Source organism: Agrobacterium sp. 22-210-1, assembly GCF_053522525.1.
This window is the reverse complement of record NZ_JBNWCI010000001.1, coordinates 1,179,324-1,197,753: the sequence shown is the minus strand read 5'-3', so window position 1 is coordinate 1,197,753 and position 18,430 is coordinate 1,179,324. Positions and strand designations below refer to the sequence as shown.

At 59.0% G+C, this 18,430-nt stretch carries 7 protein-coding genes; all 7 read right to left on the bottom strand.

Features of this window, described 5'->3' with window-relative positions; all coding sequences use genetic code 11:
- Positions 1 to 38 precede the first annotated feature (38 nt).
- On the bottom strand, positions 39 to 788 hold the full coding sequence (locus tag ACQZ5F_RS06015) for a L,D-transpeptidase (RefSeq protein WP_225339851.1): 750 nt from the start codon (positions 786 to 788) through the stop codon (positions 39 to 41).
- A 755-nt stretch (positions 789 to 1,543) separates the two neighbouring features.
- On the bottom strand, positions 1,544 to 2,773 hold the full coding sequence (locus ACQZ5F_RS06010) for a thioester reductase domain-containing protein (RefSeq protein WP_225339850.1): 1,230 nt from the start codon (positions 2,771 to 2,773) through the stop codon (positions 1,544 to 1,546).
- 13 nt (positions 2,774 to 2,786) lie between these two features.
- A complete protein-coding gene (locus ACQZ5F_RS06005; protein ID WP_225339849.1) occupies positions 2,787 to 3,554 on the bottom strand; it encodes an SDR family NAD(P)-dependent oxidoreductase in 768 nt (255 codons plus the stop codon).
- A complete protein-coding gene (locus ACQZ5F_RS06000) occupies positions 3,551 to 4,915 on the bottom strand; it encodes an aspartate aminotransferase family protein (protein ID WP_448731070.1) in 1,365 nt (454 codons plus the stop codon). The genes ACQZ5F_RS06005 and ACQZ5F_RS06000 overlap by 4 nt, the downstream gene beginning before the upstream one ends.
- 25 nt (positions 4,916 to 4,940) lie before the next feature.
- Positions 4,941 to 6,608 (bottom strand): PfaD family polyunsaturated fatty acid/polyketide biosynthesis protein, encoded by a 1,668-nt coding sequence (locus ACQZ5F_RS05995; protein ID WP_225339847.1) that lies wholly within the window; start codon positions 6,606 to 6,608, stop codon positions 4,941 to 4,943.
- Entirely contained in the window at positions 6,605 to 10,768 is a 4,164-nt protein-coding gene (locus tag ACQZ5F_RS05990; protein WP_225339846.1) for a hotdog fold thioesterase, read from the bottom strand. Before ACQZ5F_RS05990 ends, ACQZ5F_RS05995 begins: the two co-directional genes overlap by 4 nt.
- A 133-nt stretch (positions 10,769 to 10,901) precedes the next feature.
- Positions 10,902 to 18,023, bottom strand: coding sequence for an SDR family NAD(P)-dependent oxidoreductase (locus ACQZ5F_RS05985; protein WP_448731069.1), 7,122 nt, complete (start codon positions 18,021 to 18,023; stop codon positions 10,902 to 10,904).
- Positions 18,024 to 18,430 lie beyond the last annotated feature (407 nt).

The following is an 18,430-nucleotide window of genomic DNA, read 5'->3' as shown; positions in this document are numbered from 1 at the left end:
CGGTTATTCTTGATCATTTCCCGCTCAGATTGACGTTATCAGATGACCAAAAGGTGTGTTTTCCCTTTCACTCGATCATAAAGATCGATCGCATCCTGCATCAGCATTCTTACGCAACCCGAGGAAGAGTTTTTGCCTATGGTTCTCCAGCTTGGTGATCCGTGAATACGATAGAGCGTATCCTTGCCGTTCTGGAAAATGTACATGGCGCGCGCACCGAGAGGGTTCTTGGGGCCGGGGGCCATTCCACCTGCTTCAACACCGTAGGGCTTGAGTTCAGGATTGCGTGCGATCATATCGTCCGGCGCCTTCCACCTTGGCCATTTCTGCTTCCATTGAACGACAGCGCGCCCTTTCCATGATCGTCCCTGAGTTCCGAGCCCCACGCCGTAGCGTATGGCTCGGCCACGGGGAAGAACCCAGTAGAGGAACCGCTCATTTGTATCTACGACAATGGAATAGGCAGGCTCTGCGGTGATGTATTCGACCTCCTGTCGGAGGTATTGTGGGTCAATGGCGCGGTAATTGACTGCTGGAACGTCAAAGCCACCATCCGCCAGCGCAGCATAAATTTCGTCGTAAGCGAAACCGGTACCCGCAGGCTTTGGCCTGTTGTCCTTCGCCGTTTTTGGGGCTGTCATCGTTTCATTTTTATTTTCGGGCAGGGTAGCCGCGACAACTTCGAGTTTCGTCTTGGGAACCTGCTCGCAACCTGCAGCCAGGAATGAACTGATGGCCAGGGTAAGCAGCGATCTGCGAGACAAGTGAGAATTGATTTTCTGTTCCAAGGCTGTTCTGCTGTCGAATTCTAGGGGCTATGCCGGGATCGGGGCTGACAACCGGCTAAGCGCCACGGCCCGGATGTCTGCTGCGCGACAGAAACCATGAAATCTGCCCGTTCGATACTGCGCAAATGCGCAGATTGGCCCTGCGACATTCCCGGTAAAAACCGGGTGAGATGTCTATTCACGATCTATCTTGCAAACACGGATCGGTCATGAACGCGGTCGTCGACCGGGATTGCGTTTGCGCTGCAGACATCCGTGGCACGGTGCAATTTTTCTGAAATTGTGGTCGAACGGGGCGTGGCGACATCCAACGCTGACACTGACCAGCGTTATGCGAGGAGAGGGTCGCATTTCTATCTGGCCCAAGTGTCGCATTACTAAATGGGCGCTACATACGATAATCGCATAAGATAGATTATGGAACTAAATCATAGGGAACGCGACGGTCAAGACCAGATAATGCCATGGTTGGCGCCACTCGAAAACTCCAACCTCAGCTCCACCTTTGCAGGCAGTCGGTTTAGGCGTCGCCCAATCGTCATCGAAAAACAGAAGCCAGCCGCGCCATCGCCTTCAGACTGGCGCTGCTTGTCCTTACTGTTTTCGCCGCAAGGACGCTGCCCGACAAAAGGCCGGCAATCGACACAACAGTTACCGCGTCGATCGACGACGGATCGCTGCATTCGGATCAAGGCAGCGCCCTGATGCGCGACATGGCTTTGCACGACTAGCAGCCGAACTGCATGGCGCAGAAGTTAAACCAGCTTCGCGTCGTAAAGCCGCTCCATGAAACCGCGCGGCGCAACGGTCCTCGAAATTTCCGCCAGTGGAAAACCGCTTCCAGCCAGCGGCAGGAAACCTTTTTCGAAGGCGTAATCGAGATAACGCATCATCAGCATCACATCGCATTCGTGGCAGCTGATTCCCGTTCCGGCGAGTGCCTGTCGGGCATTGCCGGTGTCGTATCTGGCGCTGTCACGCACATAATCGGCATTGCCCAGCATCGACAGAAGATCGGTGAAAACCGAGCTATAGGCCTTGCCCTCCCGCAGCATCCGGCCCTGGTTGAGCGCATCGAAATAATTGTCGCGTGACAATTCGCGCACCACGTAGCCGCAATCTCGCACCTGTTCCACCAGCGCGTTCCAGTCGATCGGTTTCGGATTGACGAGATTGAAGGTGCGGCGGTTGTGGGCGCGCCAGTTCATGGCGAGATGCAGGCTCGCCCGCGCCACGTAATCAACCGGAGTGATGTCGAAATCCTCGTCCGAAGCGAAGGTGAAGCCGGTTTCCACAATGGCGCGCACCGCTTCGTAATAGATACCCTTTACCTTGGTCTGCGTCAGCGGATAACGACCGGTGCGGCTATCACCCCATATATTGCCGGGGCGTACGATGATGAAATCGAGACCCTTTTGCCCGGCGGCGTGCATCAGCTTTTCCGACTCGAACTTGGAACGTTCGTAATCCATGTCCGGAAAACGTTGGCCGACGTCGAGCGCATCCTCATAGAGCGTAAACTCCTCATAGAGCTTGTCGCCGATAACGCTGAAGCTCGATGTATGCATCAATGGAATTTTACCCTCAAGGCAAAACTCCACCATATTGGCCGAACCGCCGACATTGACCGGCGCTATTTTGCTGTAGGATGCGATGAGATTGACATTGGCCGCGCAATGCAGCGCAAGATCGATCTTTTCGGCAAGATCACGCCATACCTGCCTTTGCAGGCCGAGATGCGATCTGGAAACATCGCCGAGAACAGGCACGATGCGGGCGGCGGCTTCCCCTTTGAGACTGCGTTCCTCGTCATAGCAGAAGAGGATGCTCTCTACCTTGCCCATTGCTTCCGCCATGTCGGCGGCACGCACCAGGCAATAGACCGTGGCTTTCGTTGTACTCAGCAGTTCCTGCAGCAGGCGTCCGCCCATGACGCCGGTGGCGCCGGTTAGCAGAATATTTTCCACGCCGTTATCGTAAGTCATCGCCGATCTCCGTTCAAAGCGTTCCGACCCGCATGCCGCCATCCATCGGGATCACTGCGGCATTGAGGTAATTGGTTTTGCAGGTGGCCAGAAACGTGACCACTTCCGCAACATCATCAGGCGTTCCCCACCGCCCGACCGGGACGATCGAGCGCACCAGACGTTCATCGGCCACCGTGTCGTTGATGCCTTCCTGTTCGAAGGGTTTGGACATGTTGGTCTTGCAGATGCCCGGCGCAATCGCCGTGACGCTGATGTTGAACTGTCCGAGTTCCTGCGCCCAGGATTCCGAAGCCTTGATGAGACCGGCCTTGGAGGCGGCATAAGCCGCCCCTCCCCCTGCCCCCCAGATGCCGGCAATCGAGGCGATGTTGATGACCCGCCCGTAACGCTGGCGGACCATTGAGCGCGTAAAGACACCCGTGCAGTTGAACGCGCCCGTAAGGTTGACGTCGATGACCTTGCGGGACTGCGTCTGGCTGCGGTCGTTGACGCAATAGGTGCGGTCGAGAATGCCGGCATTGTTGACCAATACGGTCACCGGCAACCCCATTTTCTCGGCAATGGCGCCCGATGCCTGCTCAACGCTGCCATGGTCAGTGACATCCATGGCAAAAACGCCAAGGCGCCCGGGTTTTCCGATCTCCTGTTCAAGGCGTTGCAGCGCGGCGACGTCGATATCCGCCGCCGCTACCGCATAACCCACATCGAGCAGCGCAAGGGTTATGGCGGCGCCGAAGCCGCCTGAAGCACCTGTCACGACCGCAATTTGCTGGCTCACGCGACTTCCTCGTCCTTGAAGGCGATTTCCATGACCTTGCGGGCATTGACGAGCGCATCGGAGATGCGTTCCTCGAAGAAATGCACGTCGTCCTGGTTCATCAAGAGGTTGGAATAGATGCGCGACAACGGCGAGAACTGGATGCCGTGGCGCTTGCTCACCTCGCGGATGATGATGTCGCAGAATTTCACCTTGTGCGAATAGCCTTCGGAACGATCCACCGGCTCTTCCTGTGAGTGATAGACCAGCGCCGTCGGCATGCCTTGAATGACGAGTGGCATGCCGGCAGCCTTGGCCGCTCTGGTGAAGACGCCCGAAATCTGTTCGGTGTAGCGACGCATCCGGTCGTAGCAACCTGGATCCTTTTCGACGATATCGAAGGTCGCCTTGATGGCGGCGAGACCCAGCGGATAACCGTTGAAAGTGCCGGCATGGATGACTTTGCCGCGCGTATAAAGGTCCATGATGTCGCGCCGGCCGGCAATGGCGGAAATCGGCATCGATCCGCCGCCGAGCGCCTTGCCGAAGGTGGCGAGATGCGGGGTAACGCCGAGAATATCCTGCGCGCCGCCGAGACCCAGGCGCACGCCGGTGATGATCTCGTCGAAGATCAGCACGATATTATGCTCTTCGCACAGTTCCTTGGTGCGCTCCAGATAACCTTCAACCGGGAAGATACCGCCGCCATTGATGCAGATCGGCTCCATCAGTACGGCCGCGATTTCGTTGCCGTAGCGGCGGATGGTGGCTTCCAGCGCGTTGATGTCGTTCCACGGCAGCATGAAGCTCTGGCTTTCCAGCACGCCATCCGCACGGCCGAGCGTATCGAGCATGTCGCCCTGGTATTTTTCCGGCACGGGAAAATCGAGATTGTCCTTCTTGCGCCAGCCCATGACGTTGTCAGCATTGCCGTGATAATGGCCGTGGAAGCGGATGAAACGGTTCTTGCCGGTAAAGCCGCGCGCCAACCGCAGCGCATTCTGCACCGCTTCGGTGCCGCTCAGGCAAAACCGCACCATCTCGGCGCAGGGAATGTGCTTTATCATCAGTTCCGCCACCTCGATCTCCAGATCGCAGGTGTCGACGGACGTGACCTTCTCCATGTAGCGGATCAGCGCTTCATTATAGGCCTCATTGTGGTGGCCGACGAAAAGTGCCCCGAATTTGCAGAACAGGTCCAGATGTTCGTTGCCATCAAGATCCCATACGCGAGAATTGCGGCCCTTGTTGAAAGGCACAACGAAGGCGCGCTCGGCGTCACCGAAATTATAGTGGGTGCCGCCCGGCATCAGTTCCCAGAGCCGCTTGTAGAAATCGCGCGAAATCTTCAGCGTCAGCTTGCTGTCTGTATCCGTGATCATGGCTGTGTTTTCTCCAGTTGGCCGGCTATTCCGCCGGGACGTTTCCGATTGGCAGGGAGGAATTTGGTGTGGATGGCATGAGGTGCAGCGCGGAACGGTCCGCCCAGGGTCGGTAACGGTAAAGCGCCTCTGGCACCGGCATGCCCGCATGTTTCAGCGCGGCAAGCCGTGCGAGATAGGCCGCATTGCGCATCAGAATATCGGCGATCGTGACGACGGAGCGGCTTTCGACCGTCTCATAGGGGCTGCCGCGCAGCCACTCGTTGATCGCGCCCATGGCCGGGCCGCACCATATCTGGTAGTCGACCGCGCGGGTTTTCTCCCCGGAAATCGCCCAGCGGGAGGATTGGCCGAGATACCACTGGAAAACCAGCGCCATGCGCTTCTTGGGATGCGCTTCCGCCGCTTCCACAATTTTAGGGTTGCCGCGCGCCTCAAAAAACTGCCGTGTCTCCTCCCAGACCTGCGGCAGCGACTTCTGAAAAATCACGCTCTCCAGACTGGCGATCTCGGCGGCCGGAATGTCTTCGAGACCGTCATATTGCTTGTAGAGATTGTAGAGTTTCTGGGCGCGCATGGCATACATGGTGCCACCCTTCAGCACCTGAACCTTGGATCCGATCTCGAACATGTCGGCGGATGGCGCCATCGCCATGTCATCCATCCTCGCGCGTCCGAGCAGGGACTTCACCTGTGGCGAAGTGCCAGCCTCGATACAGGCCTGATTGATGGAGCCGGTGCAGACATAGGCCGCTCCCATGGCGAAAGCCGCATAGATCGCCTGCGGATTGCCGATGCCGCCGGCCGCGCCGATGCGGACGCGGAACACCTCTCCCCTGAGATCGGCTATTTCATCTCGCAACGCCGTAACGGAAGGAAAGGCGCAGTTCAGCACGCCATTGTCGGTATGACCACCGGAATTGGCCTCGACGGTGACGTCATCGGCCATCGGCACTTCGCCCGCCATCGCCGCCTGTTCGGCGGAAATCAGACCGTCCTCGACCAGTCTCGAAAGGATTTTTTCCGGGGCCGGATTGATGAAATGCTGCGCCACTTCGCGGCGCGAAACCTTGGCGATGATGCGGTTGCGCGCTTCGATAGTCCCCTGCCCGTTGCGAACAAGCCCGACTGCACGCCAATAAACGATGGCCGGTGAGAGGTTCATGTAGGCTGAGGCCTCCACTACCTTCATGCCGTGGCGGATGCACAGACGCACCACATCCATTTCCCATTCGGCATCGCCGGGATTATGCAGCAGATTGACGCCGTAGGGGCCGTGCGGCAGGGCGGCGCTTATTCGCGCCAGCGCCGAGGCGACGCGCTCCCTGCCAAGACCACCCGCACCGAAGAAGCCCAGAAGCCGTTCCTTGCCGAGCGCGATCACCATGTCTTCAGAGTGAATGCCATTGGCCATCGCCCCGGCATAATAGGCCATGCGCACGCCATAATCGCGCAGGAAACCCGGATCTCCGAGTTGGTGTGGCTCCAGCACGGGCACAATTCCCAGGCATTTCTCCACCTCCGCACAGCTGGTTTCGAGCAATTGCTTGCCGCCGGGATTGAGTACGTAGAGGCGTTTATCGAGATCGGCGAGGAGCCGGCCCATTGCCTCGATAGAGGTAGCGTCAATGTCTGCCTGTTTTTTCCATGTCCGGAAAAGCGGTGCGAAATTGATTTGCGGATTTTCGTTCATGCTGCGGCCACCCATGATGATTGGTTGGTGCGGCGACGGGCAAAACCGGCGCCGAGATTGTCGCAAATGCCGATGACATTGCCCTTGTGGATGATCTCGGCGACGAAGACGAAGGATGCGGTCGCCAGCGTCACACCGTCCTCGCCATAGGCGAGGTCGATCGACTTGCAGGTCAGGCGATAACTGAGCGTATCGCGCTGCGGCTTTACCTCCCCCCGGAACTTGGCGCTGTATTGATGATCGGTCAGCGTATGCCCGCTAAGGTGAGGAACCGAATAGAGCCCGAGATAGGCCAGGTAGAATTTCAGAAGTTGTTCGCAGCCTTCCACCAGCAATGTTCCCGGCACACAGGGGTCGTTCTTGAAATGCGCCTTGAAAGCCCAGTGATCAGGATCGATGTCGCGCTCGCCGACAACCACGCCGAGGCCGAACGCACCGCCTTTGGGGTCGACATCCACCACCCGGTCAAGCATTCTGGCCATCGGTGTCCACAGCTTTGGCGCGGCAGTTTCAGTTCTGTAGTTTTGACCAAAGCAGCTTGCCGGGTCGCCGTTGCCCAACGCCTCGACATCGTCTTCGCTGAAACGATTCCTTGTGCAGCTCAGCAGCGGCGTGAAGGGTTGCCGCACAGCGTCGTCATTTTTCAGGAAGGGAGCCGGATCGACACCCTTCGAACGTTCCAGATCGCGCGGCAGGAAAAAGCCGGAATTGGCCTCCAGCCGGAAAACGGGCCGCTCATCGGCAAGGCACCAATATTCGTAGGAAACCAGAATATTACGGCCGACCTTGAGGAAGGATTTGATATCCACCCGCCCCCGCAGCAATTCGCCGGCGCGCGGCATTTCGCCATAAACGAAGGTGCGGCTGTCCACCGCCCGGTAGCGCAATTCGCCCCTGAAAAGCTGGTCGCAACCGATAAGCGTGAAGGCGACGATCATCGCATGTGAGGATTCCAGCGCCACGAAAGCCGGAACCTTGTCCTCGCACATGAACCAGGCATCGCTGGGCAGATCGAGTTCCCATTCGATGCGGCAGGGCTCCAGCGCGCCAGCTTTGGCGGTGGTTCCGGTAATGCGCGAGGCGAACATATAGGGCGGCGACGGCATGCGCGTGCGTACCGCATAGGTGTCGGCCAGCGCATAATCCGGCCCAAGCACGCGGCTGACCGCGCCATCCGTCAACTCGATCAACTGCGCCTCATCGAACAATGCGGCACGCGCCGGAATAGCCGTCTCACCGGACATCATATGGCTCAGACGACGATAGAACGCCTGCTCGGTCTGCATGAAACGCAGGTTCGTTTGTGCATTCCGGATCGCCTGCCGCTGCTGCCAGGTCAGCGGCAGGCGTGGGAAGCAGCCGGAGACCGGGCTATCGAAAGCTTCGGTCACCACTGCCGGGGACGCAAATGGCCGCATTGCAGGTGGAGATTTTCCAAACAGGGCAAAATTGGCGGGATCGAGAATGATCTCGGCCATGGTCCGCTCCCGTCCGGTAAACACCCTGACGAGCAGCGGATCGGTCGCCGAAGCACGCACCGGAACGTTCACCGCCTGAGGCCTCGCCACTGTCGGGCTTTCCAGCAACATATGGGTATAGGCCCGGTCAACCCCAATACCGCTGATTGCCGCCAGTCGCGGACCGGCCGAGCGCTGCGGTGACAGGCCATAATGCAGGACGAGCGCCGTATGGATAAGACTGAGCATGCCCGAAGCCGCGCCAAGATGGCCGTAATGACGCTTTGAACTGCCCGCAGCAACGGTGGCGCCATAGACCCTGGCAAGCCCCTCTGCCTCGATGCGGGCCTCCCTATCATCCGCCATGCTGTAGCGTTCGAGATAACTTATCTCTTCCGGCGCAACGCCTGTTTTTTGCAGGCAGGCCTGAGCCGCATCGGCCACGGCATCCGCCGATGGTTGGAAGGTGGTGCCCGGCGTCATGTCATGGCGGATTTCAAGACCGCGAAGGCGGGCATAGGCGCGCCCTGCCGGTCCGCCATTCGCTCTTTCGAGCATAAGTACGCCGCAGCCTTCCCCCACGGGCTGGGTTCGATGGGGAGTGGCGTAGATCATGTTTTCCAGCCCGCCATCGCAGGCGCTGCTGGCCAGAATGACCGCATCGACCATATTCTCGGAGAGCATGTAGCGCGCCAGTTGAAGCCCCTTGAAAGCCGAGCTTTCATGCGCACACAGGGCAAAAGCCGGTCCGTCCAGCCGCAGATGCGCGGCCACACGGCTTGCGGCGATATTGCCGACCCCACCGGTAATGCCTTCGGCGAAGGGTTCCGGAAAAAGACTGTCTTTGACGATGCGCTGCAAACCAGCGAGCTGCTCTGCCGAAAGTTTTATGCCCGACCTGTCGAGGCTGTGGCGCAATTGCCAACCGATCTCGTTGCGCGCCTGATAACGCAGGCAGCTATGATCGACATCCCGCGCGACGATGACCGCGATGTTGCGCCTCTGCCCGTCCAGCGCATAACCCGCATCCAGAAATGCCCGCTCGGCCACCGGCAGCAGAAAGGCGTGGGCCAGAAGGTGATTGCCGATGACCTTCGGCGGCAGCTTGAAATGGCGGCAATCGAAATCGAAACTTTCGATATAGCCACCGGCCGGCGCTTCCCCGATCCCGCCCAGGGCCAGAATATCGGCACGCTTTTCGAGACCCAGCCAACGCGTGCGTGGCAATGTCTGGAACCATTGACGTCCGGTAGTTATCGTCTCGCGAAATGTTTCGACATTGTCTGTTCCCGGCAAGGCCATGGCTATGCCGACAATATCAATTCCTGCCGGAATGGAGGCAGGCAGGCCTGAGAACGTCGGCACCATCGCGCCAGCAACATGCTCGCGCAGCACCATATGGCCATTGACGCCACCGAAGCCAAAAGCATTGATGCCGGCACGGCGCGGCTTTTCACCCCTCGCCCAGGGCTTGTTTTCGCGAACGATATGCTCACGGTTCACAAGCCCTTTGGGCGTCGTCACAAGGTTTTCTATATCCAGCGTCGCCGGTATCAGGTCGTGCTGCATCGCCAGCAGCACCTTCAGCAGGCTCGCCATACCGGATGCGGTGAGGCTGTGGCCATTATTGGCCTTGTTGGCGCCAAGAAGCGGTATCGACTTTTCGCCAAAGAAGCGTTCGACGGTCGAAAGCTCCACCTGATCGCCGGCCGGCGTTCCCGTCGCATGGCATTCCAGATAATCGATATCAGGCGATATCCCGGTATAGGCCCGTTGCAGCGCCAGCATCTGCCCATGCGGATCGGGCAGCAGCATGTGCTTAGCGCCGCCATCATTGGAAACGCCGATCGCTTCGATGACACCGTAAATCCGGTCGCCATCGCGCAGCGCATCTTCGTAGCGTTTCAGCGCCACGATGCCGGCACCTTCACCGGCCTTCAGCCCTTGCGAGGACCGGTCGAAGGGAACCGAACGGCCGTCGGTCGGAAAAGCCTGCAAAACGTTGAAACCATGGTCGAGATAGATATGGTCCGCATGGCAGACCGCGCCCGCCAGCATCATGTCGGCGCTGCCGTCGAGAAGATAGGAACTGGCCACGCGGATGGCGTAAAGTGCCGAAGAGCAGGCCGCGTCGATGGCGTAGGTCGGCCCGGAAAGACCAAGCGCCAGGGCCGCAATCGTGGCATTGTGGCTACCGGTCATGAGATTGAGCCCGGACAGGCCGCTGGCATCCCAATAGGCGGAGAAAGAAAAATCCGGCCGGTCGAGCAATTCCCGAAGATAGGGTTCGAGAATCCGGTGATAAAAGCCCGACATGAGCCGTTTGCCCGAGTGGGTCGGCATGCCGATATTGCCGGCGATCAGGCCGCAGCGCTGTGGTGATGCGCCGCTGTCTTCAAGCGCCTGACGCGCCGCATGCATGGTCCAGTGAAACAGCGGGTCGAGTGTGGCAAGGTCCTCCGCCGGCAGACGATACCCCTCGGCCTCAAAACGGAAGTCACGCACGTGGCCATTTCGGTTGTAGCAGATATGATCGGCCGTTCCCGGCTCGGGATGATAATAAAGCGCTGGATCGACACCCAGTTCAGCAGCGGAGAGTGGCGACGTGCTGTCCCTGCCCTCGACCAGGTTGCGCCAGTAACGATCCGGGGTATCCGCACCCGGAAAGATGCATCCAAGCCCCGTAATTGCTATCTGTCCCATCGCGATCATCCTTCAAATGGCGCGCAGAGGGAGAGCGTCTCCGGCCTGAACCGGAACACGGAAACGCATCTCACTGCCTGTCGTTACGAGATTTATGGAAAGCCTTTGCTTTTTCGGACCTTCATCGGGGCGGCTATTCTGCCGCCTCGACCTTGTCTTCGCGCCCGACCAGCCGCTCTCGCAACTGCCGGGAAACGGTGAACTGGACATCCGAGAGCCGGAAATAAAGCTGTCCCGTCTCGTCATGCACGGCGATATCCACCAGAAGGCTCGCCTGCGTCAGGGATTTTATCGTCATGGAGAGGAAGAACGGCTGCCCGAAACCGAGCGCTGCAAACTGGTCAACGCGGCCGATGGCGGAAGGAAGTCCGGCATAATCGCTGCCGAGGATCAGCCACAACCACGGCGCCTGCATGAAGACATCACCGAGATAGGCATTAAACGAGGTCGTGCGAAACTGCCCTTGCATAGCTTCTTCCACCGGCTTCAACTCGCAGGCGAGTGTGAGGCCGTGATCGCCGCCGTTCAGCACCTCCCGCAGCCCCCGGAAGCTTGGGCCATGGAACAGAAGCGGACCTTCCTGCGGCGTGCCGTAAAGCGGGTAACCCAGCGGCTCGTCATCCTTACCAAGATCGAAGGCCCCAAGACGTGGGCGAAGGCTCAGTTCGCGGCTTAATACCACGGTGCCCATATATCGGTTCTGACGTTCGGAGCCGGTCCGGCTATGAACCGAAATCGTCAGGGCGTGCCTGTCACCGGTCACAGGGCACGACGCTTCCGCCGCAGGTTCGATCTGCGCTTCCAGCAGGCAGGTTTCCCCAGCCTCCAGCGTGACACCCTTCAGAACCTTGAAACCGAGCAGAGTCTCAAAACGGTAGCCGGGCAAGATATCTTCCGCCAACTTGACCAGCCAGCTGGCCGCTGCCGTGGCGGGAAGGACGTAACGTCCGTCGACCAAATGGTCGGCGAGGAAGGGCGAAGTAGTGAGATCGACCCTGCGCTCCACGAGACGAGGTGCCACCTTCGTCTTGACCGTTTTTGCGGCCCTGTAGCTGTCGCCGCCGACGAGAATTTGCGGACCATCGCCGGAACCGAACTCTTCAGCGAAGAACCGTGTCCCCGTTTCCACCGGAATGATCGCCAGCCCGCGTTCACCATAGGCCTTCTTGAGCACGTCATTGACCATGCCGCTGTCCCAAGGTCCCCAGCCGATGCTGCGCACAAAGGCATCCGGATAATGCGCCTTGAATATATGCGCGAATTTGTTCAGCGCCTCGTTCGCCATCGCATAGTCGGTCTGTCCGGCATTGCCGAAGAAGCCCGATACGGATGAGAAGAGGACCAGCTGCCTGATGGCATCCGGCTGCAGCGCCCGCATCAGATTTTGAAGGCCTCGCACCTTGGTATGGAAGACTGCGTGGAAATCCTCCCCAGTCTTTTTCTCGATACGCTTGTCCGCAAGCAGGCCCGCGCCGTGGATGATGCCGGTTATCTTGCCGGAGGTCTCTTCGATGGTGGTCACGGTGCGTTCGACATCCTTCGTATCGGCGATATCGCAGGCGAAATAGGCCGCCTTGCCGCCAAGCTGTTCGATCTTCGCCAGCGTCTGCCGAATTTGCACCGCGTGGCGTACACCATTCAGCATTTTTTCGACCTTCACCGGCGTCGGCTGTTCGCCTTCGGCCTGCATCGCGGCAATCGCGGCTGCCTTCAGCGCGTCATCTCCTTCGATACCTTCTGCCCAGCTGGGCAATGGCGCGTCGATATCGGTGCGCCCCAGGAGGGCGAAACGAACGGGACGGCGCTCCGCCAGAGCGATCACGCAATCTGCGGTGATGCCGCGTGCGCCGCCGCTGACGAGAAGAACGCTATCCGCATCGAACGCGGTTTCCGGCTGGTCCATCACCGGTTCGGCCTGGTTGGTAAGGGTCATGCGTGACCCGTCAGGACCACGCCCGACTTCCGCCAGTGCGGTTTGCGGGTCTTCCAGTTCTTCGATCAGGATGCCGGCAGCTTCCTCGTCGGGCAGTGCCGGATCGATGTCCACAAAGCGGCAGAAAACATCGTCCCACTCTACGGAAAGCGATTTCGACAATCCGCCGAAACTTGCGCCGATGGCGTTGAATAATCCCCTGCCAGACGTTCCGAGCGAACCGTCGCATCGGCTGGCGATGAAGAAGGAACTGCGTGCTGCCGTACCCGTCAAACGCGGCTGAAGTACCCCAGCCAGGGTAAAGAGTGTTTCGGCCGCCTCGTAGCCTGCTTCGGGGAACACATCGCCGATCGATTCCACAGCGGTTACCGGCTGCAGATGGATGAAGCCGCCAATCGGGCCTTCCGCCTGCTCGATTTCAGCGATCATGGCCTCGATAGCCACCCTGCCGCGATCCTGGAGGCTATAATCGCGCAAGCCCTCCATCGCCAGCCCGGACGATGATTGTTTTGTCGTTCTCTTGCCTTTTGCCGGTTTAGCCGGCGCGGACAGCTGAAGGCGCGCAACCTTCTCGCCCAGGGCAACGAGGCGGGAGGCCAATGCCTCACTCAGTCCCTTGCCATCATCAACAAGCAGCCAGATCCGTTCGGCACCAAGGGTCAGCGATGTCCGGTCGGGCCGGGCAAGGTCCTGACGAACCACCCGCTGACGATGGACGGAAGGGCCGGCATTGAGCGGCTGAGCAGGAAACGCGGATGTATCCTGCTCAGCCGAAGCTTTTTTTGGCTGTGATATCTCCTCATCGCCGATGTCCGACAGTTTCGTTGATGTCACCACACCGAGACGTTGCAGGGTCACAACGGAAGCACCCGCTGCAGCTGGTGCGCTGGAGGGTGCAGTCGGTACCGCAGTTTCGGAAACGGCCGCAACAACCGGAGAAGGACCTTTGATATCGGCCAGCAATTCACCGATAGTGCGCAGGAAGAACTGCGTCATCTTGCGAATATTGCTCATGGTTTCGATGTCGAAATTCTCGTCGTTGCGGTTCTTGTCCGCATCTTCAAGAAGCCGGGTGCCGTTCGACAGCCGGTCGAACATGGCCCCGAAAATCTCCAGCCGCTTGATCGAGTCGATGCCGAGATCGGCCTCAAGGTCCATCTGGTCGCCGATCATATCGACCGGATAACCCGTGCGCTCGCTGACGATGTCAGTCAGTTCGCGGATCAGCCGCTCTTCGGTGATACCTTCAAGCACCGCAATTCTTGCCTGATCCTCGGCGCTGAGTGCCGGGGCCAAAACAACCGGCGCCACGGCAACAGCAACGGCTGAGTTTCCTTTGACGGCCACCAGCAATTCATCGACCGTGCGCAGGAAGAACTGCGTCATCTTGCGGATATTGCTCATGGTTTCGATGTCGAAATTCTCGTCGTTGCGGTTCTTGTCCGCATCTTCAAGAAGCCGGGTGCCGTTCGACAGCCGATCGAACATGGCGCCGAAAATCTCCAGCCGCTTGATGGAGTCGATGCCGAGATCGGCCTCAAGGTCCATCTGGTCGCCGATCATATCGACCGGATAACCCGTGCGCTCGCTGACGATATCCGTCAACTCGCGGATCAGTCGCTCTTCGGTAATGCCTTCGAGAACAGCGATCCTCGCCTGGTCCTCGTCGCTGAGAGCAGGAGCCGGTGCGGCAGGTGCCGGCGTCTGCGGCACGGTTATCTGCGGTGCGGCCATCACCGGCATCACCGGTTTCGGCGCGGCTATGGAGGCGATCGGTGCTGAAGCTGCCCTATCGGCAGCCTTGGGTGTAGCCAATGGCGCGGGCGCGAAACTCTCCTGCCGCGTTACCGCAACCGGCTGCGCCGGTTTCGGCATGTCCAGCATATTGGGAATGTAGGCGGGGGAATGCGGCAGGCTACGAACCATCTCGCCGCTGATCAGGGACATCTGGTTGTCGAAATAGCGCTCATGATTGAGGTGGTAGAGTTCCTGATTGCGCTCCAGCAATTGCAGGCTGCGCGCAAGGCTCGCGGTCATGTTTTCCATCTGCGGATGACCGTGGAATTTTTCCAGAAGGTTATGCTGCTTGCTGACCAGAGACCCCAGCATATTGATATATTCGCTCTGGTTGGTCTGGAACTGCTGGTGAAGCTGGCTGAGCAGATTCTGGCTTTCGATCTGCCTGTCCATCTGGTCCGGCTTCGACATATTTTCGGATTGGCTGGTCATCGCTATCTCGATCCTGTCAGTGTCATGGGAGGGCTGAATGGAGGAGGACAAAGGGGGAAAGGAAGGAAGAGGTTTCGCAATCGGCGCAAAAGTCGCAGCCACCTCAACAGGTTGAGGTGCGGCCCGAACGACCGGAGAAGCGGCCGATTCAGGCGAGCCTGCGGCACGCTGGGCGATGAACTTCTCCACCACGGCCGTATCATGCCGTAGCGCGTGCTCGCGCCGCGCGCGGTTTTTCTCGGTCAGATAAAAGCCGCCCTGCAGCTTGAAGCTGGTGGCCGGCTTCACCGATCGATCCTCCAGCGGGCGCGGGCGGGCATAAGGGTCGGCTTCGGCAAGAGCCACACCTTCCACCACCAGTTTTGCCAGTGCCCGGCGGAATTGCAGTGCTTCCTCGCCATTGGCGCTCGGATTGAGCGAAACCACCGCATGCGGTTTGCCCTTGAGTATGTCACCGGTCAGTTTACCAAGAATGCCTTTCGGCCCGATCTCGACGAACAGATAACCGCCATCGGCGTGCAGTCGCTCGATCATGTCCCGGAACCGCACGGGCTGCACCAGTTGCTCGACAAGCGCATCACCATAAAGCGCGGGGTCGCTACCATAAGGTTCCGCCGTCGCGCTTGAATAAAGCGCGCAACTTGGCTGCGAGAATTCAATTCCGGCAATTCCGTCCCGGAACGGATCCGCCGCATGTCTGACGTAAGATGTATGAAAGGCCGTCGAAACTGGGAGCGTCTGGCAACGGCGGCCACGTTCGGTAAGCCAGGCCTGGGCGCGGGCAATCGCCTCTGTGGCACCGCCAAACACCAGCTGCTCCGGTGCGTTATCATTGGCGATCACGATATCCGGCACGGCCGCCAGCAATTCCGCCGCATCCTCACGGCGCATCTGTGCCGCGAGCATCGCGCCGGGATCGCTAAGCCCACTCGGAGTTTCGACAGCCCGGCCACGGGCAAGCGATGCCCGGTGAAAATCCGCATCCGAAAGCACGCCTGCCGCCCACAAAGCTGTAAGTTCGCCATAGCTATGCCCAGCAACAAAATCGGGGGTGAAACCAAGCCGTTTCAGCAGCTGGAAATCACCGGCGCTCACCGCGCCGATAGCCGGCTGCGCATTGGCGGTACGGGTAAGTTCACGGGCCTGCCGCATGGTCTCTTCGTCGGAAAAGGCCGGTGGCGGATAAATCACACCCGAAAGGGCGGGCTGGCCCGCCTCTATAGCCACGGCATCCGCGGCCTCTACGGCATTGCGCAGCTCCGGGTAATCGACCGCGACCCCCGACCCCATATTGACATATTGCGCGCCCTGCCCCGGAAAAAGCGCGACGATACGGCCTGCCACAGGTACGGCCTCAGGCTTGTAATACATTCCGGCCGGATGCTCGAAACCCTGATCGGGACTGGATTGCAACAGCGCCAGAGCTTCCGTCAGCAAGGCGCACGCCTGTTCGGGCGTCGCGGCCGCAAAACCGAGGCGAGCGGATGCTGTAGGTGGAGAAAGCCTGCCGCCATCGGCCAGATGTGCGTCGAAGAAAGCCGCCCTGCCCTCGCCGGAAAGCTGCGAAAGCGCATCACGGCAGGTCGCCTCCAGCAGGGCCGGGTTTGCCGCATGAAACACGAAGACCTCAGCCGCGCGGTTCAGCCGGTATGTCTGTTCCCGTGTTTCCGGTTCGTATTCCTCGAGAATGACGTGAAAATTGGTGCCGCCGAAACCGAAGGCGCTTAGGGCGCCGCGCCGCAGCTCGCCGCCGGCCGGGCGCATCCATGGCCGTGCGAGGCTGTTGACGTAAAAGGGTTTTGCGAGAACATCAGTGGGGTCTTCCACATTGATGGTCGGCGGCAGGACCTTGTGATAGAGGCCAAGCGCCACTTTCATCATTGCCACCGCACCTGCCGCGCAGCGTGTATGCCCGATCTGCGACTTGATGCTGCCGATGGCTATGGCATGGCCCGCATCGATGCCCTGTTCCTCAGACAGTCTGATAAGGCTTTTGATCTCGGTCTCGTCACCGGATTCCGTGCCGGTGCCATGCGCTTCGATCAGCTGAATATCGGCTAGCGTCAACCCGGCCTGGCTATAGGCGCGCTTCAAGGCCTTCACCTGCCCTTCGGAACGCGGCGCAAAGATGCTCTTGGCGCGACCATCGCTGGACGCGCCAAGCGCGCGGATCACCGCATAAATGCGGTCGCCATCACGCTCGGCATCCGCAAGCCGCTTCAGCACCAGATAACCGACGCCATCACCCAGCATCATGCCGTCCGACTGCTTGTCGAATGGCCGCGAACGGTTGCTTTTCGACAAAGCGGGCGTCTTGCTGAAGCACAGGAACGAGAAAATCGAGTTTTCGAGATTAACGCCGCCGGTCAGAACAGCGTCGCAGCTGCCATCCGTCAGTTCGCCAATAGCGGCCTTGATGGCGGCGAGACTGCTCGCGCAGGCGGCATCCACCATATAGGAAGTGCCGCCGAGATCGAAATAACTGGCGATACGGCCGCAGGCCACGTTACCGAGAAAGCCTGGAAAACTATCCTCGTTCCATTCCAGCGACAGCCCCTGCAGGCGTTCAATCGTTTCTTCCGCCACCTCGGCCGACAGGCCGCTGTTCAGGAGAATCTGACGCAGAAACGGAACCTGCTGACGCACGGCAAGCGAAAACGCCGTATTGCCGTTGCCGGAACCGCCCAGAATGACGCCGATGCGGTCGCGGTCGGTCTTTTCAGCGCCTGCTCCGAGCAGACCGGCATCCGCCATCGCCTGTTTTGCAACATGCAGTGCGAAAAGCTGCGCCGTACTGATTGATTGAAGCATCAGCGGCGGCAGCTTGAAACCGGCGGGATCGAAATCGATCGGCGGCACAAAGCCGGCTTTGCGGCCATAGACCTTGTCAGCGGCGCGCGTATCAGGATCGTAGAAGTCCTCCGGCCGCCAATATTCCACAGGATCAACCGTGCCTATGTCGCGGATCGCATCATGACCGTTCACGATATTGGACCAGAAATCATAGAGATCGGCCGCATCAGGAAAATGGCTGGCCATGCCGACAATGGCGATATCGAGAGGAGGCGGTGCGGAATTACGGTTTTGCAGCATCACAGGAATAGTCCTTCCCTGGGGACGAGAAGCAACGCTCCCGTCAGAGACAAGAAAAATTACGATGTAATTCAGAAATTGAGGCCGTATCGCATGCAAAAAATATTATTAATACTCCGGATTTGGAATATTAATATGAGAGTTTTCTCAGTTCATTTCGCCTTTATGCGTCTGAGGCTGTATAAAACATACATTCATTCATTTGAAAAGCATCAATATACTTTGCGTTGAAATTTTCATAAATCCGACATCTTCAGTTGAATTAATGAAAACTGGCTGTCAAAAGCCCCGCTCTACATCTCGGATTTTCTCGTAAATATCCGCGAACCCGGAGCCGCCTGTCAGCGACTACCGAAGCAATGGAATGGAAAACCGCAGACCGATTTTCCTCTGGGCATTCCCTGCAG